Annotated in this window: 16 protein-coding genes; 8 read left to right on the forward strand and 8 right to left on the reverse strand. The window is 55.5% G+C overall.

Annotated elements, in window-relative coordinates; genetic code table 11:
- Positions 1 to 54: 54 nt before the first annotated feature.
- The 5 genes from Poly59_RS12100 to Poly59_RS12120 all read right to left on the reverse strand — a co-directional run bounded on the left by Poly59_RS12100 (position 55) and on the right by Poly59_RS12120 (position 4,775).
- The gene (locus Poly59_RS12100) at positions 55 to 771 is read right to left on the reverse strand and encodes a class I SAM-dependent methyltransferase (protein WP_246151611.1); all 717 of its coding nucleotides are present in this window, start codon (positions 769 to 771) and stop codon (positions 55 to 57) included.
- A gap of 166 nt (positions 772 to 937) precedes the next feature.
- Positions 938 to 1,378: a Minf_1886 family protein gene (locus Poly59_RS12105; RefSeq protein WP_146534260.1), complete on the reverse strand. Its 441-nt coding sequence runs from the start codon at positions 1,376 to 1,378 to the stop codon at positions 938 to 940.
- Positions 1,379 to 1,520: 142 nt separating this feature from the next.
- Positions 1,521 to 2,477 carry a PSP1 domain-containing protein gene (locus Poly59_RS12110; RefSeq protein ID WP_315852581.1) on the reverse strand — a complete coding sequence of 319 codons (957 nt, stop codon included), beginning with the start codon at positions 2,475 to 2,477 and terminating at the stop codon, positions 1,521 to 1,523.
- Positions 2,470 to 3,528 (reverse strand): WD40 repeat domain-containing protein, encoded by a 1,059-nt coding sequence (locus tag Poly59_RS12115; RefSeq protein ID WP_186776193.1) that lies wholly within the window; start codon positions 3,526 to 3,528, stop codon positions 2,470 to 2,472. The genes Poly59_RS12110 and Poly59_RS12115 overlap by 8 nt, the downstream gene beginning before the upstream one ends.
- 71 nt (positions 3,529 to 3,599) lie before the next feature.
- Complete coding sequence (locus Poly59_RS12120) at positions 3,600 to 4,775, reverse strand: prenyltransferase/squalene oxidase repeat-containing protein (protein ID WP_390621467.1); 1,176 nt, start codon at positions 4,773 to 4,775, stop codon at positions 3,600 to 3,602.
- A 325-nt stretch (positions 4,776 to 5,100) separates the two neighbouring features.
- On the opposite strand from Poly59_RS12120, the gene Poly59_RS12125 reads away from it, so the two are divergent.
- The 6 genes from Poly59_RS12125 to Poly59_RS12150 all read left to right on the forward strand — a co-directional run bounded on the left by Poly59_RS12125 (position 5,101) and on the right by Poly59_RS12150 (position 10,221).
- A complete protein-coding gene (locus Poly59_RS12125) occupies positions 5,101 to 5,586 on the forward strand; it encodes a hypothetical protein (RefSeq protein WP_146534262.1) in 486 nt (161 codons plus the stop codon).
- 205 nt (positions 5,587 to 5,791) lie between these two features.
- Positions 5,792 to 6,796, forward strand: a complete 1,005-nt coding sequence (locus Poly59_RS12130) for a sugar phosphate isomerase/epimerase family protein (RefSeq protein WP_146534263.1) — start codon at positions 5,792 to 5,794, stop codon at positions 6,794 to 6,796.
- A 1-nt stretch (position 6,797) separates the two neighbouring features.
- Positions 6,798 to 7,001 carry a sulfur carrier protein ThiS gene (gene thiS, locus Poly59_RS12135; RefSeq protein WP_146534264.1) on the forward strand — a complete coding sequence of 68 codons (204 nt, stop codon included), beginning with the start codon at positions 6,798 to 6,800 and terminating at the stop codon, positions 6,999 to 7,001.
- A 73-nt stretch (positions 7,002 to 7,074) separates the two neighbouring features.
- The gene (locus Poly59_RS12140; RefSeq protein ID WP_261343487.1) at positions 7,075 to 7,929 is read left to right on the forward strand and encodes a thiazole synthase; all 855 of its coding nucleotides are present in this window, start codon (positions 7,075 to 7,077) and stop codon (positions 7,927 to 7,929) included.
- A gap of 150 nt (positions 7,930 to 8,079) precedes the next feature.
- Positions 8,080 to 9,645: an arylsulfatase B gene (locus tag Poly59_RS12145; RefSeq protein WP_146534266.1), complete on the forward strand. Its 1,566-nt coding sequence runs from the start codon at positions 8,080 to 8,082 to the stop codon at positions 9,643 to 9,645.
- A 147-nt stretch (positions 9,646 to 9,792) separates the two neighbouring features.
- Positions 9,793 to 10,221, forward strand: coding sequence for a hypothetical protein (locus Poly59_RS12150; protein WP_186776194.1), 429 nt, complete (start codon positions 9,793 to 9,795; stop codon positions 10,219 to 10,221).
- On the opposite strand, the gene Poly59_RS12155 is transcribed toward Poly59_RS12150, so the two are convergent.
- A complete protein-coding gene (locus Poly59_RS12155) occupies positions 10,201 to 10,695 on the reverse strand; it encodes a hypothetical protein (RefSeq protein ID WP_146534268.1) in 495 nt (164 codons plus the stop codon). The genes Poly59_RS12150 and Poly59_RS12155 overlap by 21 nt on opposite strands.
- Positions 10,696 to 10,706: 11 nt before the next feature.
- Between Poly59_RS12155 and Poly59_RS12160 the strand changes: the two genes are divergently transcribed.
- Both Poly59_RS12160 and fae read left to right on the forward strand, forming a co-directional pair.
- The gene (locus Poly59_RS12160; protein ID WP_146534269.1) at positions 10,707 to 11,045 is read left to right on the forward strand and encodes a hypothetical protein; all 339 of its coding nucleotides are present in this window, start codon (positions 10,707 to 10,709) and stop codon (positions 11,043 to 11,045) included.
- Positions 11,046 to 11,477: 432 nt separating this feature from the next.
- Positions 11,478 to 12,026 carry a formaldehyde-activating enzyme gene (gene fae, locus Poly59_RS12165; RefSeq protein ID WP_146534270.1) on the forward strand — a complete coding sequence of 183 codons (549 nt, stop codon included), beginning with the start codon at positions 11,478 to 11,480 and terminating at the stop codon, positions 12,024 to 12,026.
- 127 nt (positions 12,027 to 12,153) lie between these two features.
- On the opposite strand, the gene Poly59_RS12170 is transcribed toward fae, so the two are convergent.
- On the reverse strand, positions 12,154 to 13,560 hold the full coding sequence (locus Poly59_RS12170) for a PQQ-binding-like beta-propeller repeat protein (protein WP_146534271.1): 1,407 nt from the start codon (positions 13,558 to 13,560) through the stop codon (positions 12,154 to 12,156).
- Positions 13,561 to 13,666: 106 nt separating this feature from the next.
- Positions 13,667 to 18,370, reverse strand: a complete 4,704-nt coding sequence (locus tag Poly59_RS12175; RefSeq protein WP_222436083.1) for a PVC-type heme-binding CxxCH protein — start codon at positions 18,368 to 18,370, stop codon at positions 13,667 to 13,669.
- Between the last annotated feature and the right edge of the window lie 100 nt (positions 18,371 to 18,470).

The following is an 18,470-nucleotide window of genomic DNA, read 5'->3' on the forward strand; positions in this document are numbered from 1 at the left end:
TTCCGTTCGGTTGGTGAGGTCAGCGAAGAGGGGATTTTGGTGAACTGAATAAGATCACTTGAAGGCCACGGGCTCGATCTGTTCGAGCGGACTATCGTCACGTGCGAAGAACATCAGATGTTGCCAGGGAAGATCGTTGTACTCGCGTACAAGCTTCAGCCCGTTTGCTTCGTATTCTTTGATGATTTGCGACTTTGACATCTTGTGCAGCGGCTTGATCGGCACGGCGGGATCTTCCTCTCGGTACTCAAGCAGCGCCACCACGCCTTCCGGCGCAAGTGATCGGCGGATGCCCCACAGCATGGATTCCGGATGCGAAAACTCGTGATAGACATCGACCATCAACAACAAGTCCACTTCACCGGTTGGCAACTTGGGATCATCGATCTCGCCAAGGACCGGTTTGATTTGCGGCAACTTCAAACGACCGGATCGTTCACGAAGCTTGTGCAACATTTCGCGTTGGATGTCGACGGCAAGCACTTTGCCATCTTTGCCAACCGCGCGAGCCATCGGCAGAGTCCAGTAGCCGTTACCGCAACCCAAGTCGCAGACAGTCATGCCGGGCGCAAGTTTCAATTGAATAAACGATTCCGACGTGCTCTCTTCTTCATCACGCTCGGGGCGAATCAACCAGGACGCGCCCAGGTGCGACATCGGTTTGGCCAGCGTCCGGCCTAGATAGTCATTGCGAGCTTCTTCGATTGGTTTCGAATCAGTTGGTTTCAAATCGGCTGACTTTGAACCAACAGGCTTCGATGCAACCGGCACAGTGCCGACATCCGCCGGCGCAGGTTCGATCGCCGCTTCTTGTGCAACCGCTGTTTCTTGCGCAACCGCTGTTTTTTGCGCAACCGCTGTTTTTTGCGCAACCGCTGTTTTTTGCGCAACCGTCCTGGCACACAAACACAGGGCCAAGGCGATCCCTACGGCAAACCTAATCTTCGTCTTTGGGAATGAATTCAAACTCGGGTTCGAACGCATCTTCAAAGCTATAGACATCATCGAAATCCTCGCGGCGGTCAGTTTCACTTTTTCGCATCTGCTCGATACGAATCAGATTGTAAACCAAATCACCGAAGTCACCGGTGCGATGGATGCCCCAATTGGCAAGGACCATTTTGGCCAAGTACCCGTACTGCTGCAGCGCATATTGCCGGCACGATTCGCACAGTTGCTGTCCAGTGACGTGCCGGGCGGCAACTTGTTCATCGGTTTCTAGATCATCATCCCCGAATTCGCCGTGCAAGACATCCGTCGCTTCGGGCATATTTTCGTGAGCGAACTGCAGCGATTCACGGATAAATTGATACGCTTCGATCTTGTAACGCGTGTCCTCGGCCAACAGATCTCGCATTGCTTGCAACGGAGACTTCATTTCAAACTCATCTGGGAACATCGAGTTGGGGGACAAACCACTGGCCGAGGCAAGATTGTTAATGGGAATCGGTTTTCTGGGAATACCGGGCACCGATAACTTAACCTAGTTTCGCTGCGCAAGTTGCTCGATCGAGCGCCGACTACTTGGTTCCCGAATCAGGATCCCGAGGCTTGCGGGTTCGGCTGCGCCGGGGTTTTCCCAGTTCTTCACCACGGCTGACGATGCTGATGACGTCGTCCGACTGGATCAAGACTCGGCGATGGTCGTCTGTTTTGACGGTCAACTGCCCCGACAAAATATCCTGAGCAATGACCGTCACGCTGCCTTCTCGAGTCAACACGACGCTGCCGGGTGGCGGCAGTTCCTTGGCCAGTGCCTCGTACGTGTCGTATTCGTAACGCAAGCAGCACTTCAGCCGGCCGCAACGACCCGAGATCTTCGATGGATCCAGCGTCGCCTTTTGCAACTTGGCCATCTTCATCGACACTGGCGGCATCTTGCTGAGAAACGTTGCACAGCAGATCGGTTGGCCGCAATCGCCGTAATCGGCCAACAACTTTGCTTCGTCGCGAACACCGATTTGGCGCATCTCGATTCGTGTTTGAAACTCTTTGGCAAGTTTGCGAACGAGTTCGCGAAAGTCAACGCGTTCGTCGGCCAAGAAGTAAATCACCAAACGTTCGCCGCCAAGAATGCGTTCAACGTCGACCAATTCCATCTTCAAACGAAGCGATTCAACGCAGCGGTTGGCGGCATCCAAGTCGTCACTTGTTTTCGATTCAAGATGTCGCCACTGGGATCGGTCGTCGTCGGACATCGCCCGGACGATGCGGCCCATCGTTGGCTCGTTCATCGAATCGAGCGCTGTCGGCGTTGCTTCACACAGAACCGTTCCGATCTCCGTCCCCCGATCAGTGCGGACAATCACTTCGTCACCGTACCGATAGCTTTGCTTGGACGTCATCACGCCAAGCGTCCGCATCGACCCGCAGCGGACCACGTACTCGGGTGGCCCCGATGCGATCGCCGTTGCGGTTTGTGATGAAGTCGATTTGCCAGCGTCAGCCTCGCCTGGCTCATTTAGCGGCTCACTCATCAGTGGAACCGTCTTGTGGAGGCGTTTCGTCGTCTACCTTGCCTTCTTGCGACCCGGCCGGCTTAGTCGTCTCGGGTGCAGCGGCTGGTTTCGGCTTTGGTTTTGACCAGCTCCAGGACCGGCCGGCCGCGACCACGCCACTCTTGCGAGTCCCGACGAGCAACTGACCGTCACCATTCCAAGCCAACGACCAAACGCCGCTGGGCGCGTCCATCGAATCGCTGGCCGGAAAGTGCAGTCGACCACCGACTTCGGATGCCGCGATTTGCCCGGCCGGTGAAACAGCAATTTGCGTGATCCAGTCAGTCCCCTTGGCGATCACTTCGGACTTCGCGTCGGCCACAGCTTCGCACTGGTACAGATTGCGATCGCCGCTTCCGACGACCAACTTTTTGCCGTCGTCGATCATCGCAACGCACCAAGCCGGTTCGGTTCCAAACTCGATCTTTCCAACCGCTTCCAGTTCTGGCAATTTCAGCAAATGCACATGACCGCCGCCATCGCACGCCGCAGCCATCGCACCGTCCGGCGACACCGCCAATCCGGTGACGGCATGACCATCAAGTTCAACTGACTTTGCGACCTTCGCATCGGCCAAATTCCATAGGAAGACTTTGCCGCCTTCGTTACCAGCGATCACTGATTTTTGGTCCGGCATCAACACCAATGCTTGGCACCATCGCTCGAACGCTTTTTCAAATGTCTTCGCTTCGCCGCCTTCGGTATTAAACGTCATCAAATTGCCGCGATAATCAACGCTAGCGACAGTTTGTCCATCGCCGGTCGCAACGACTCGCCAAACTGCAGCGGGATGAGAATAAAGCGTCATTAGAACGGCCGGATCCGATGCTTCGAATGAAACCACATCAGCCGGGCGCAGCAGAAGTCCGCTGGCCGTCGACGCGACAAACTTGTCGCTATCACCAACCCTAGCCATCGATGTCACCCAGGCGCCATCGACGTCGGATACGGCATCTTCGCAGTAAGCCTGATTTTCGGGGGCCCAAAACAAGGCTGCCAAAATGGCCACAACGACGACTGATGATTTCATCGAGCTTTGGTTCATCCGCTTATTCCCATCTGCGTTTAGATTTGTTGACCATGACGAGTCATGGTCTTTGATTACTCACCGGCATAAGCGAGTGCTAACAGTGCGTACGCCGTCACCAAGTTTCGATCGCCTTCCATCCAGCGATCATTTTCCCCATTGACCCACGAACCGTCGGCTTGTTGCTCGGACACCAAGGTACGAACCAACTCGTCTCGCCATACGTGCGGCGTGCCCGATGCGTCATCGATCGTGGTGATGCTCGCCGCTTGCAGGGCCTTGCCGAACGTGTGGTAATAATAGAACAGACCGGCGGCCCCCATGCCTGGGTTTGATTCAAGCGAATAGTTCTTGCCAATAAAATCCATGGCCGCAACCACTCGTGGATCATCCTTGGACAACCCCGCATAGATCATGCTTTTCAGTCCCGCATAGGTCATCGAGGCGTAGCTTCGCAGCCCACCGCCGTCGTCTTTGCCGGCTTGGCTTTCGCCACCTGCGGCAGGAGTGTAATAAAAGCCACCATCGCCAACGTCGTCCGCATGTTCGGTGTCGTTACCGTGGCCGGCCAAGTTTTGAGCTCGAATGACAAACTTCAATGCCTTCTGGATCGCTTCGTCATCGGCTTCGTTGCCCAATTCATGCAGCGCCTCGACCAAGAACGATGTGTTGGACAAGTCCGGACGCGAATGGCTGCCGTAACCCGCGCCGCCGTACGCGGTATCCGACGGTTTGATGCCTTCGCCTTCGTCCCACTGGATGTCCTTTAGAAACAGTTCGGCTTTCTTCAGCATGCTGTCGTACTTGCCGTCCTGGTTCGCCTTCATTAGCGCCATCACGGCGACCGACGTTTCATAGTTTTTCCACCGCGAACCGGTTGCATAAATGCCGCCGTCGCCTTGGAACTTACTCTCGATGTACGAGATCGCTTTTTTGACAGCCGGATCGTTAATCGCGGCTGGACGGTGCTCCAGAATCGCGCGCACACAAAGCGACGTTACCGCCGCGCCGGTCTCGCCGCTAAACGATCCGTCGTCAGCCTGACCACGCGCCTTGAGAAACTCGATTCCACGACTGGCTGCGGTTTCGATTTCCGAGCTCGTTGATTTTGCAGGTGTTGTCGCTAAAGCTTCCTGCGCAGGCGCTGCGGAGGTGTCCACCGAGCAGATCAAAATGCCCGTCAACAACATGGCTGACAACTTTGTGGATGACAAAATCAAATAGTTCAGGGAAAGAGAATGCGATCGCATCACTTGGAATCCGTAGAAGGGAAAGGGTTCGGGAAGACAAACACGGTTGGAATGGTTGGTCGGCTTGGCAATCGTGCCACAGGACTCGCCCAACCGACTTGCGAAGAAAATCGCTGGTCGCAGTGACATCCACAAAGACACCCGCAAAAGCCGTGCCCTCGCTGCAAACGTGCTCCTCCTCACCCTCAATCCTAGCCAGGACCGGACTTCAATGCAGTGCCCCGGGATCGCTGGTCGATGGAACGAGAAGTAGAAGTCTCGAGTTTTCCGGTTGATTCTGGCGATCTTCGGCGTTTCGGCACCCTTGATCTCCCCTCATGCAATCATGTCCAGCCAACCTTCGTACCGCATCGATCCGGCGTCGCTCGGAACATCCTCGCCGTCGCTGCCGCGACGACGATCGGTCGTGCGTGCACGAACCTCGACGGAAAATCCGACTCCCGACGGCGAAAAATCAGACGCCTCCGCACCCGGGCGGACTTTTCGCGTCGACCGGCCTGATCGCCTCAAATTGGCTGGATCGGGCTCGGCGGCCCCGCAACCCATCGATTTCGAACAATCCGACGCGAATCAAGAATGGCTAAAACTGCAGGCGACCGACCTGATCGACCGTTTACAGGCTTGGGCAGCGGATCTTGACGCTCGCGAGGCCCAATTAAACGTGCGTGCGTCAGTCCAAGATCACCGCGAACGCCAGTTTCGGATGGTTCAGCAGGACGCCGTCACCGAACTCGCCGAACAAAAACGCTCGGCCGAACGACTTCGTACCGAACTTCAGTCCCAGGCCCGCCGAATGGCGTTTGGCGAGTGAGCTTGATCGGCTCCGAATTCAACAACACGGCCGTCCCTGCCCCAAGAAAACCACAAATCGACGGCCAATCGCCCGGCATTGAGGCACATTTTGTCCGGGTCGTTGCATGATGACTGTCGGAAAGCCAAAATAGCAGCCCTCGTGATCTCTGAATTATTCTCAGTGGTCCCTCACTTCTTGCCATGGCTTTTCCTCGGAGACCTCGATGCCTCGTCCCGTCACTCTTTTCACCGGCCAATGGGCAGACCTGCCGATCGAAGAAATGGCCCGCATGACCGCCGGCTTTGGTTACGACGGAATTGAACTGGCTTGTTGGGGTGACCACTTCGAAGTCGATCGCGCGCTGGCCGAAGACGATTACTGCGACAACCATCGCAAACTGCTTGACGACGCTGGGTTGCAGTGCCATGCGATTAGCGCACACTTGGTTGGCCAAGCCGTTCTGGATAACATCGACGAACGGCACAAAGCGATTTTGCCGCCTTACGTTTGGGGCGATGGCGACCCAGCCGGCGTCAACGAGCGGGCAATCGAAGAACTCAAAAACACCGCTCGCGCCGCCCAAAAGTTTGGCGTTGACGTCGTCAACGGGTTCACCGGCAGCAGCATTTGGCACCTTCTGTACTCGTTCCCGCCTGTCCCGCCGTCGATGATTGACGATGGTTTCAGCTTGCTGGCGGATCGATTCAATCCGATCCTGGACGTGTTTGGCGAGTGTGGCGTGCGGTTCGCATTGGAAGTTCACCCGACTGAAATCGCGTTCGATATCTACACCGCCCAACGAGCACTCGAAGCTCTGGACCATCGCGCCGAATTCGGTTTCAACTTTGATCCCAGCCACTTGATCTGGCAGGGCGTTGATCCGGTCCAATTCATTCGCACGTTTGCCGATCGCATCTATCACGTGCACATCAAGGACGCGATCGTCAAACTTGATGGCAGCAGCGGTATCCTCAGCAGCCACTTGAACTTTGGCGATTACCGTCGAGGCTGGGATTTCCGCAGCCCTGGTCGTGGTGGCGTCAACTTCGAAGAAATCATCCGTGCCCTCAATGACATCGGTTACGAAGGCCCATTGTCGATCGAGTGGGAAGACTGTGGCATGGAACGAACCTTCGGTGCTCGCGAAGCCTGCGAGTTCACCAAGAAGCTGGACTTCTCGCCATCCAACCGAGCGTTTGACGCAGCCTTTGACGAAGCGAACGACTGACTTGATCTCTATCACGGTTAACGGCACAGCCGTCGAAATCCAGACGTCGATGTCGGTCAAGCAATTGCTTGAAACAGTCGACGTGCCGCCAAATTATTTGGCGGTCGAAGTCAATGGCGACGTCGTGCCTCGCGAAGACTACTCCGCCACCACGGTTAGCGATGGCGACGACATCGAAGTCGTCACGCTGGTCGGCGGCGGCTAGGATACGGCCGCGCAGCCTCGTTCGATCGCGACACCCTATCACCCGCCGCTCCCGTAACACCCAGCGTCTCCACTTGCCCACCGATCCAATCATTGCCGACGACCGACCGCTGACCATCGGAACGCACACGTTGGCTAGCCGCATGATCGTTGGCACCGGTCGTTACGACACGATGGAACAGATGCGAGCGTCACTCGACGCGTCCGGTGCCGACTGCGTCACCGTCGCCGTGCGGCGTGAGCGACTGTACGACAAAACCGGCCAAAACATCTTGGACTTCTTGGACCTGGACCGGTACATTCTGTTGCCCAATACGGCTGGTTGCTACACCGCCGCCGACGCCATTCGTGCCGCAAAGCTAGGACGCGAAATCCTGCGCTCGCTTGGGAACCCCGGTTCCGACTGGGTCAAACTGGAAGTCCTGGGCGACAGCAAGACACTGTTGCCCGATCCAACGGAAACCCTAGCCGCTTGCCGCGAACTGGCAGCCGATGGTTTCCAAGTCTTGTGCTACACCAGCGATTGCCCCGTGACGGCGCAAAAACTGAAAGCCGCCGGCGCAGCCAGCGTGATGCCAGCTGGCAGCCCGATCGGCAGTGGCCAAGGACTACTGAACGTCAATAACTTGAAGATCATCCTGGAATACTTAAAAGAAGACGACGCGGACTATCCTGTCATCATCGACGCTGGCGTCGGCACGGCCAGCGACATCAGCGAAGCGTTCGAACTAGGCGCCGACGGTGTCTTGCTCAATACCGCCATCGCTCATGCTCGCGACCCGATCCGCATGGCTCGCGCCATGAAGTACGCCACGCTGGCCGGACGCGACGCCTATCTATCTGGGCGAATCCCCAAGCGACTCTACGGGACCGCCAGCAGCCCAACCGACGGCGTCATCAGCACACGCCCGTACGGATCGCAGGCTTAATATCGCCTGCGAATTTCGAAAACTTGCTGTGCCATCAATCGCGATCAACTTTACAAAGTCGCATCGGCCGTTTGATTAAGATTGACTTTTTGTCGTCTTCCTTTGCGCTGCCCCATTCCGTCGATTCCCGCGAAAGCGTGTGAAAGCCCTATGCGACCATTCATCATCGCTGCCGTCGTGGCGTTAATCCAGCTTGGCATCCTGCCAGTCGGCCATGCTCAATCGGGAAGTCGGCCGAACATCGTCTTCATCATGGCCGATGACATGGGATGGGCTCAGCCAGGGTTCAACGGCGGTAATCCGGCACTGACACCAAACATGGATGCGCTGGCCGACGAAGGAATGCGACTCAGCGATTTCTACACTCACAGTGTTTGCGCCCCAACGCGTGCCGCGCTGCTGACCGGACGCTACGCCTTTCGCACCTGGAGCGATTGGCGGACCGAAGACTTTGGCAAACCAAGCTACCTTGCCAAGCTTGGTCTGACACTGGCTCACAACGATCGCGGCGAACCAACACGCCGCATCCATGCACTCGATACCGAAGAAAGAACGATTGCCGAAGCCCTTCGCGATGCTGGTTACTTCACGTCCCTGATCGGGAAATGGCACCTTGGCGAATGGTTGCCCGGGCACTTGCCAATGGGACAGGGGTTCGAACATCAATACGGTCATTACGCCTGGGGCATCGACTACTACAATAAAACGATCGTCCACAACGCACCGGCTCGTTTTGCCGTTTACGATTGGCATCGCAACCAACAACCGATTCACGAAACTGGGTACGCGACGGACTTGATCGCGGCGGAAGCGGATCGCGTGATCGCAGCCCGAAAGAACGACGATCGACCATTCTTTGTGTACGTCGCCTTTAACGCAGTGCATGGTCCACTGAATCCGCCACCAGGCTTCTCGGGCGATCCCGACGACTCGATGGCAATCCGCGACGCCATGCTAAGCAGCCTCGATAACGCAGTGGGGCGCATCGAACGCTCGATCGACCAGCACGGCTTTCGAAACAACACGTTGCTAGTGCTTTGCAACGACAACGGACCAGTGCTCGAAGAACTGAGCCGACCGTTTCGCGGTACCAAGAACACGACCTACGAAGGCGGCGTGCGACAGCCCGCGATCCTGCGATGGCCAGGACACACCGAACCAGGGACAACAAAATCGGGATTGATGTTCATTGCCGACTTCTTCCCAACCTTCATCACATTGGCAAACGGCAATCACCAACAGGACCGGCCGATCGACGGAATCGACATGACGTCGATGTTGTTTGCCGGCCAGGAAAGCCCTCGTCAAGAAATCATCTATGACGTGACGGGAAGCGTTCGTTTGCCAACGATTCGCCGAGGCGATTTCAAGTTGATGGGCGACGTGCTTTACAACATTGCGAAAGATCCCGGTGAGCAAACCGACGTCGCCGACAAACATCCAGGCGTTGTCCAAGATCTGAAACAACGACTCGATAAAGCCGCATCCGAACGTCCCCCGTTGGGCGACAAACCGCTGTTGATGGACCCGCCATTGCCGTACGTCTATGGCCTGGACGAACAGACCAATGTGCCCGACTGGTTGGTCACAGCCGTCGATGCGGTCCGCGCCACCCAGCCCACCGAGTGGGCACCAGGCGAAACGCCATGGCCAAAAGCGCCGCTGGGCGCAGACGCCAGCAAGATGGATGGGCTGAAAGACGAACTGACCAAATGACGAGGTGACCGATCAAACCAACTCGCGATGCGGACCATAGCCATCCGGATTTCGGATGAGATTGATGGTTGTGTTTGAATCGACACACGAGCCCTCATCCGAGTCGTTGGAATCAGAAGTTGCAGTTGTCCGCCCGTTCGCGATACGTTGACAATTGTCTTGATCTCGGCGTTGGGGGTTCCTGTTGGTTTTAGCAAATCAGCAGGAGTGGACGGCCGATACATTGCTGCCGTTTTGGATCATGACTCACCGTTCATATGGGTGATTGCGAATCTGAGCGAAGACTCGATCGTGCACTGCACCATCCCCGACGTGCTGCTGTTCCTAGACTCGATCACAAGCAATCCAGAATTTGCGGCTCGGGGTGAAGGCACCAAAGTTCAACTTGACGTCCAAAGCGGCGTGGCACACGAGCGGATCACTGCAGTAGTCACCGCCATGCTAGAAGACATCGGTTGGTCGGTCGCATCGCGCGCCGGCTTGATCTTCAAAGCCGAATACAACAAACATGTCGAGACGCAACAGTTCCAAGCACAGGACGGCATCCCGAAAAACTCAAACAATCGCGGCAGCTAAATCTTTTCGCTCACCAGCGGCGAACCCACACTCTGAAACACCTATCCGCTTAGCGTCGTCGTGTAGGTTGACAACTTGATCTATCAAGACGCTATGCCAAGCGACATGACAATCGGCCAAATTCCCGCCGGCGTTTAACTGCCTAAAAAGCTCCGCGACGCACACAAGTTTCGCCGTACCCACCGTAAGATATCGCCACACATTCTTGCGACGAGGCGACTCAACCATCATCTTTGACCGACAAATGTCATATGAACGCCACCCCGAACGTCGTTGCCACCCCAGCCCATGCGCATCAGGAATGCCGGCACAAAAATAAGTCAGGGTCCTTATTGATTGGCGGGCTGCTTGTTGCTTTACCCAAACACCGTCGTGTTTTTCCTTGATCGCTGAGGAACTGATATTTTTAAATTTCATTTCTTCTGCTAAATGGATTTCAACGTTGGGCTTTCGCCCGCGTTTTATTCGTTTCAAAGGGATTCGAGATGGCTACAAAAGTAGCGAACGTAAAGGCCAACAAGACCACTTCGGTTAAGGCTGCCAAGCCTTCCGCTGCCACGGTAAAGGCGACCAGCGTCAAAGCAAAGGTCACCACCGCCAAGGCAACCGCGGCTCCGAAAGTAACGACCGCAACCAAGGTGAAAGCTTCGCCAAAGGCTGCTGTGAAATCAGTCGCTCAAACTGCCAAGCCAGTCGCCGTAAAGGCTGCTGCGAAATCGCCAGCCGCAAAGAAGCCAGCCGCGAAAGCTGCTGCCGTCAAGGTGGTCGCAAAATCGGCCCCGAAGGCAAAGCAAGCGCCGAAGGCTGTCGCTAAGAAGAAGTAGTAGCTTCCAGTGAACGTGGACGCGGCAATGTTGCTCACGCTGAGAAGTGTGAGCAGTCGCCGCGTTTTTTTATGCGCGTTTGCAGAACCAAAAAGAAACGAAAAATTAAACCCAAACGAGACTAGCGTTTCATACGCTTGCGATTAGGTCTCGAACTGTCGGACTTACCCCAATGGGTTATTGCCTGACACATTTGGATCTGCACGTCATAACCAAATTGATTCTATGGGCTGTGGTTGTCGCGACCTTGAGACAGCCACGTTTAAAAAATCAATTTTCACTGAAGTTAACCTGAAGGCCGTTAACCCTTGGAGGCACGGTTAACGCTTCGCCGCATTCGCGATACACTCGGTTCCCCCTATGGCGAAACCGTTACCAACAGCGGATTCGCCATGTCCCGCTTGAACCTTTGTTTTTTGAGAGTGCCATCGAATGTCCGAACGAATCATCATGAGAACCGGCGAGGCATTGGTCGCCGGCGGCCCACCATTCACAGCCGCCGAACCCGAAGTCGTGATTGGTGAATTGGACGGTCCAGTCGGTACCGCTTTGGCGACATTAACGGGCGACCAGTCGATGGGGCACTCGAAGGTATTCGCAATTTTGAACACGGACATTCAGGTTCGTCCAGTCACTCTTTGCGTCAGCAAGGTGACAGTCAAAAACAGCCGCTACACAAATATTCTGATGGGCACCGTCCAAGCCGCGATTGCCAACGGTGTCCTTGATGCAGTTCGTGCAGGTGACCTGCCGAAGGACCGCGTCAATGAACTTGGAATCATTTGCAGCGTTTGGCTGAACCCCGGTGTCATCGACGATGACAATTTGGATCACAAGGCGTTGTTCGACATTCACCGAAAAGCAATGACGCTGGCGATTCACAAAGCGATGAACAACGAACCGTCGATTGACTGGTTGCTAGAAAACCAAGACAAAATCACCCACAAGTACTACCAGATGGGCCTAGACGGAAAAATCTAGTCGACGATTCAAAACGCATCGTTCCGAAGGTTTTTTAGTTTCCCCCTTTGGAACCGCAACCAAGAGAATCGAAGCAGTCTTCGTCCACTACGCACAGGACTTTCACATTCGTGCAGCAAGTCGTGGACTATTTGGCGATGCAGTACAAGTGATTCTTGCCTCGCAGGAAAATCTCATTTCCGACAATGGCGGCTGACGCATCAATCTCATCGTCAAGTTTGTTCGTCGCAATCACGTCGAAGGTCTTGCCGTGCTTGAAAACCAGCGTCGTACCGTCGCGGCCGGTCAGGTAAATGTGACCCGCGGCGGCAACCGGCGACGCATAGACCGACGAAACATCGGGCAGGCGAGTCTCGTCGATAACAAGATCGCCCGTCTTTGCGTTTCGCGAAACCAGGATCCCATTGTTCGATTTGACGAAATAGAGCTGGCCATTATAAAGCACCGGCGACGGAACGTACGGCGCGGCATCGTCTTCGATCCAAGTGACGATGTCCGAATCAGTAATGTCACCTTTGGCACTCAGTGGAATCGAATAGATCGCGTAGCCTCGGTATCCGGTCATCACGATGACGTTGTCTTCAAAACGAACTGGCGTTGGGATGGGGTTGCCAGCCTGTCCGCCACATTCCCAAATCAATTCACCCGTGGCAAGGTCGTAGTTGCGCACTCGGTTGGAACCGTTGGTGATGACTTGGGTACGTCCGTCGTATTCGGTGATCAGCGGCGTTGACCAAGTCGTTTGCTCGTCTCGCGATTGACGCCACTTTTCATCGCCCGTCTTGGCGTCCAAGGCAACGATGAACGAGTCGCCTTCGTGATCCCACGGCACGACAAGAGTTCCATCATGAATCGCTGGTGAGCTGCCTTCGCCAAACTGTGCTCGCGTACTCATCTGCCCTAGGTGCACGTCCCAAAGCTGCTTGCCATTGAGGTCAAGACAAAAGACGCCGCGCGAACCAAATGACATGTATAGTCGCTCGCCGTCGGTCACTGGTGATGATGATGCAAAGGTGTTGGTGTTGTGTCCAGCTTCGTGTGGGACTTGCTGCGTTAGCGACGTCCGCCAAACTTCTTTGCCCGTGGCTCGGTCGTAAGCCAAAACGATAAAATCGTAAAAGTTGGTTGGTGCTGGCCCACCACCAAAACCACCGCGTCCACGGCCACCACCACGTCGCCCCGAACCTCGGTCGCTTTGTTCGGCCTGCGCGACTTCAACCGGTGCTGCTTCGGCCGGTTTGTCCTCAGTGGCCGCTTTCGCGTCGGCGACCCGGTCTATCTTCACCGCCGTGCTGACGTAAACTCGATCGCCAAGAATGATAGGGGTGCTACTGCCGACACCAGGAACTTCGATCTTCCACTTGATGTTCTCCGATTCACTCCACTTGGTCGGCGGCTCAGAACCCTCCGCAACTCCGCTTGCGTCTGGACCACGCCACTGGGGCCAATCTCGATTTACATCTTCGGCCGCGGCAGAGTAAGCCAGAACACTGAACGTCAAACCGAACAGACAAAGGAAAGGGCAGGTTTGCATTGCGGAGCTCCAAATCGAAAAGGGATGGGAACAAAGTCGGCACCCGCAAAATGCGAGCACCTTGAGATCGCTGGATTGTAGGGCCGTGAACGCCACTACTGAGCGACTAATTGCTTGGCATCGCTTGATTTAAATGAACATAGTCCAGACCAAACATGAATGCGGGCGCAGCATGCGGATTCGTTCCCTCGATAGAAACGTGCAGTGCATTGTCGCCCGACGCCAATTCGAACGTGCCGAGTGAAACCGGCCCCGTCGAAACGACATTGGGTCCGTTGAACAGATCGAATCTCTCAGCCACCTGCGAATCATTCACGGCGAAACGGACGATTCCGTAGTCGCGTGCTTGGGTCATCGCGACAAATACTTCGTAACGCCCAGCCTTATTCACCGGAACGGTCAAACTCAGTCGATCGCCTGTCTTTCCACCCGTCCACCACAGATGAGCATTGCCGCTCCACTTGCCCGCTTTGAAATTGCCCATTCCTTGCGGACTCACGTTGCCCCCACTGATCTTTGCAACGTGCAGCGACTCACCTTCTAGTGCTCCCTCGACACGCCCGCTTGTTTCGTTAAGCACAGGTCCTTCGCCAGGCAACGGCACCTGTGTCGGACTCGCCAAATAGGCTATCAGGTCGACGACTTCATCCGGCTTCAGTTGATCGAGTTGTCCGTCCGGCATCATGGACACCTCGGTCAACTTCTGTGCTTCGATATCGCCGCGATCGACAACCAAACGTTCATTGGCCGTTTGAATCACGATGGCGGTTTCGTTCGTTTCACGCACGAGACCATTGATTGTTCGGCCGTCGATCGTCACGATCGTGGTGGCCTGATAATCACGGCCGACCAACGCGCTTGGGTCCAAGATGTTTTGCAGCGTGTAGTCCAAGTCACCACGGTTGCTGCCCGTAATGTCGGGACCAATTTTTTCGCCTTGACCGAATAGCTGGTGGCATTTTCCGCAGGTGTTGTTGTAGAGCAAACGTCCGTGCGACCGATTCGCGGATTGCAGCGTCTCCGGTGTGAGCCGTTGTTTCCATTGTTCGATCTGCTGCTTCTTGTCCGCCGTCGTCGCTCGCATCGACCCCCAAGTCCTGTTGATCAGTTCGGAAATCTCCGCGTCGCCAAGCGATTGCATTTGCCGAATCGTAAACGCTGACAGATCTTTTCGGTCGACGATACCATCTTCGACGGCACCCAGCAGCTTGTGCGCCCAGGCGGATCGCGATGACAGCGCTGCCACGGCGTCGGATCGTTCGCTAGGCGAAAGCGTTTGGTAGCGAGCCAGGATCGCGTCGGGAATCTTCGCATCGTCGTAACCCGCCATCGCACGGATCGCCATTGCTCGCATGACATCGTCGTCCAAGATTGAAATCAAGGTCGGCACCAACGCATTGTCTTTGCCGGCAATCAGTGCTTGCAACGCGCTGGTCCGCTGCTCAGTTGACGCCGCACTGTCACTCGCAATCGACCGCAGCACTGGAAAAATCGACGCATCGCCGAACTTGACGGTAACCAGTTGAGCTTGCTGGCGGATCTTTGCGTCATTGCTGGCCGTCAGCTTGGCGTAAACGTCGGGCCATGCCGTGGGCATCCGCAATTTGCCTTGATTCTTGATCGCCGCAACGACTTCGCCGAGCATGATGGCTTGCATTTCTGCTTTATCCGTCTTGCCAAGCGATGTTAGCAGCGCACCGATGCTATCCTCATCGGCCGCGGCACGGCGGAAGATAAATTGGCTGACCTTTGGAATCCGATAGGCAGACGCTAGCGCGAATACCCGATCCGTGTCAACTGGCACAAGTGGTTCGATGCCATACCAATACATCAATGGCAAGTTCGAATCGTTCGCATCATCAGCGTGGCTGAGCAAACCTGCTGCGATCGCCCATCGCGATTCGATTGGCAGACGTTGAAGCGCCGACGCGAGATAAAGTCGAACCAGCGATGACGAATCGCTGCTCGCCATCTCGGCGAAACGCGTCAGCAGTGCCTGACTGGCGGCGGAGTCTTCCATGGCAAGCTGGATCGCCCAAGCTCGCAAGTATTCCGACTTGTGCCCACTTTCATGCAGCAACGCTTCTAAATCAGCGTCGCCAAGTTCACCGACGCAGTGCAGGGTCCAGATCGCTCGTAATCGCAACGAGACTTCTTCATTGCCCATCGCGATTTCTCGCAGCGACTTGATCGCCACCACGCGATCCTCCGCGTCGACCGATTCGCCACGCAGCAGCAGTTTTTCTTGCATCAACCGGCGAGCGGTTCGCACGTGGTTTTCGTTGGTGCTGCGATGCAACAATGCCAGTTCGTGCATCGTGGCGCTGTCAAGCGACAGCCCCGGCCAGTCGGTGGCACCGAACGATACTCGGTACACCCGCCCGTTGCTTCGGTCCCAGATTTCTTTGTCCGCGCGGTGACAAGCGTTTTTGTCATACCAGTCGATCATGTAGACGCTGCCGTCGGGGCCGTACCTCATATTGATTGCGCGAAACCAACGGTCGTTTGCAAACAGCACGTCGGATCCGTGCGAAGCAACATAGCCGCTGCCTTGACGACTGAGAATGTCGTTGTTGATGCGGTTGCCATGAACATTCGCCATGAAGATGGACCCGCGATACTGATGCGGCCAATTATCGGCCAAGTAGATCATCGCACCACAGTGGGCGTGGCCACCGCCCGCCGCATGAGTATCGTCTGCACCGGCGGGTTGATCTCGTCCCCACCAAGCATGGTCGCGGATATTGCCGGCATAGTGCGCGTGGTCCGCGATCGTTTGAATGTCTTCGTAAATATGCGGATTAAAATGTTGTCCGCCTTGGCGATGGTATCGGCCGCCTTGAATCATGTGGAACATGTGCGGAATCACACACGCCGTGATAAACGTTTGCCCATACTCGTTGAAATCGACTCCCCACGGGTTACTGGTTCCTCTCGCAAATACTTCGAACTGATGCCGAATCGGATGGTATCGCCATACGCCACAGTTAAGCGGAGTACGATCGTCTTTTACCGTGCCCGGTTTTCCGACCAATGAATGAGTGAACACGCCGTGACAACCGTACAACCATCCGTCGGGTCCCCAAGTGAACGCGTTCAGTACTTCGTGAGTATCGTGGTATCCGAATCCGTCTAACAAAATTTGCTCGGGGCCGTCCGGCACATCATCACCGTCCGCATCGGGAATGAACATCAAGTAAGGTGCCGCGCCGACCCATACGCCGCCAAACCCAACCTCTAGGCCGCTGACCAAGTTCAATCCTTCGACAAAAACCGTTCGCTTGTCGAACACACCGTCGTGATCCACATCTTCCAAAATAATAATTTTGTCGTCACCTTCGCCTTCGGGAGCACGAACCGGATACGTGTGAGCTTCGGCGATCCACAATCGCCCGCGATGGTCGAACGTCATCGCGATCGGCTGGTGAACCATCGGTTCACCAGCTGCTAATTGCACTCGGAATCCTTCGGGAACCGTCATTGCCTCGGCGGCCTCGATCGGCGACAAGCCTTCGTTTGTTGGCAGGCCTGCCGTCTCGCTGATCGCATTCAGTTCAGTTGGTCGAGGTTGAGTCCGGCTGCTGTCGCCCGCGTTGGCCGGGGTTCGCTTTTGCAGGCTGACGAACGTTCCTTTTTTGTTGCCAACGATCACATCAGGTGCTTGATCACCGTTGAGGTCAGCCACGCACAGATCCGTTCCGACACCGGACGCATCGTCCACAAGATGAGGAATCCAAGTGACCGTTCCTTCGGCAGATCGACTCAGCTCAAACCAATACAGAACGGCCGGATCATTCGGATCGGCATCACCATGAGGTCCATGTGCCCACCATCGTTTTCCAGTGACGATGTCCTTAAGTCCGTCGCCGTTGACGTCGACGAGTTTGACCGCATGAAGCTGAGAAAAGACCACACCAAAGGGACTCTCGTCTGCCTTGGATCCAAGAATGCGGTGCACAATAAAGTCACGCTGCACTTCGCCATCGCCACCGGTTTGCTCGTACCATGCCAACCCGTACCCGTGTGCATCCAACGACGTGACGACGTCGTTATCGCCATCGCCGTCGACATCATAGGCAAACATTTGCGCCGAACCACGACCGGGTGCGAACTCAAACGGATGCTTCGTCCAGACCGAATCACCGTCCAAAGACTCGGGCTGCTGCCACCATCCACTTTTTTCGATCAAGTCCATTCGTCCATCGCCATCGATATCGCCGACGCCCAAACCATGCGTAAACTTGCCGCCCGCTGACTGATCGCTTATCCGTCGGAACTTCCATTTTGCCGCCGGATGATCGCGTTGAACTTCGGCAAAGCCAAAATAACCATCGCTGCTACAGACAACGTCTCGTTTTCCGTCCCCATTGATATCGGCATAAGTTGGTGATTCGTTATCGACGCTGTCCAGTACTTGATGACGCGGCCAAAAACGATCTTGACCCTTGGGGTTTTCAAACCACGATGCGTCTTTGCCCGGAAATCCGTAAACCAGGATGTCGTCCCAACCGTCGCCATTGAAGTCGTCGGTGAAGGCAAAGAAGTTATTCGAGTACGCGTGCGGGTCAAACGCGTCGCCAGTATAAAAACGATTCGATGATTGAAAATCAGGTCCTTCGTACCAAAACGGACCGGACGCAATGTCCGTCAGCCCATCGCGATTGAAGTCGCCTGTTGTCGCAGACTCGCTATAAAATTCTGACGACAGTTGCTGCGTCTTCCAGGTCACCAGATCCGGCTCGGCCGCAGTCAACAGCACGGAACATGCACAAGCGAAAATGACCGAAGTTGGCGAGAGGATCTGGCGCATAAACACGTACTCATTGGAGGGGCGGGATCGATCAATGTACCTGAGCAGCATGCCGAACACAGCATTTGACTCCTGTCTGTTCAAGTGGATTCCGCAAATT

Source organism: Rubripirellula reticaptiva, from assembly GCF_007860175.1.
GTDB lineage: Bacteria > Planctomycetota > Planctomycetia > Pirellulales > Pirellulaceae > Rubripirellula > Rubripirellula reticaptiva.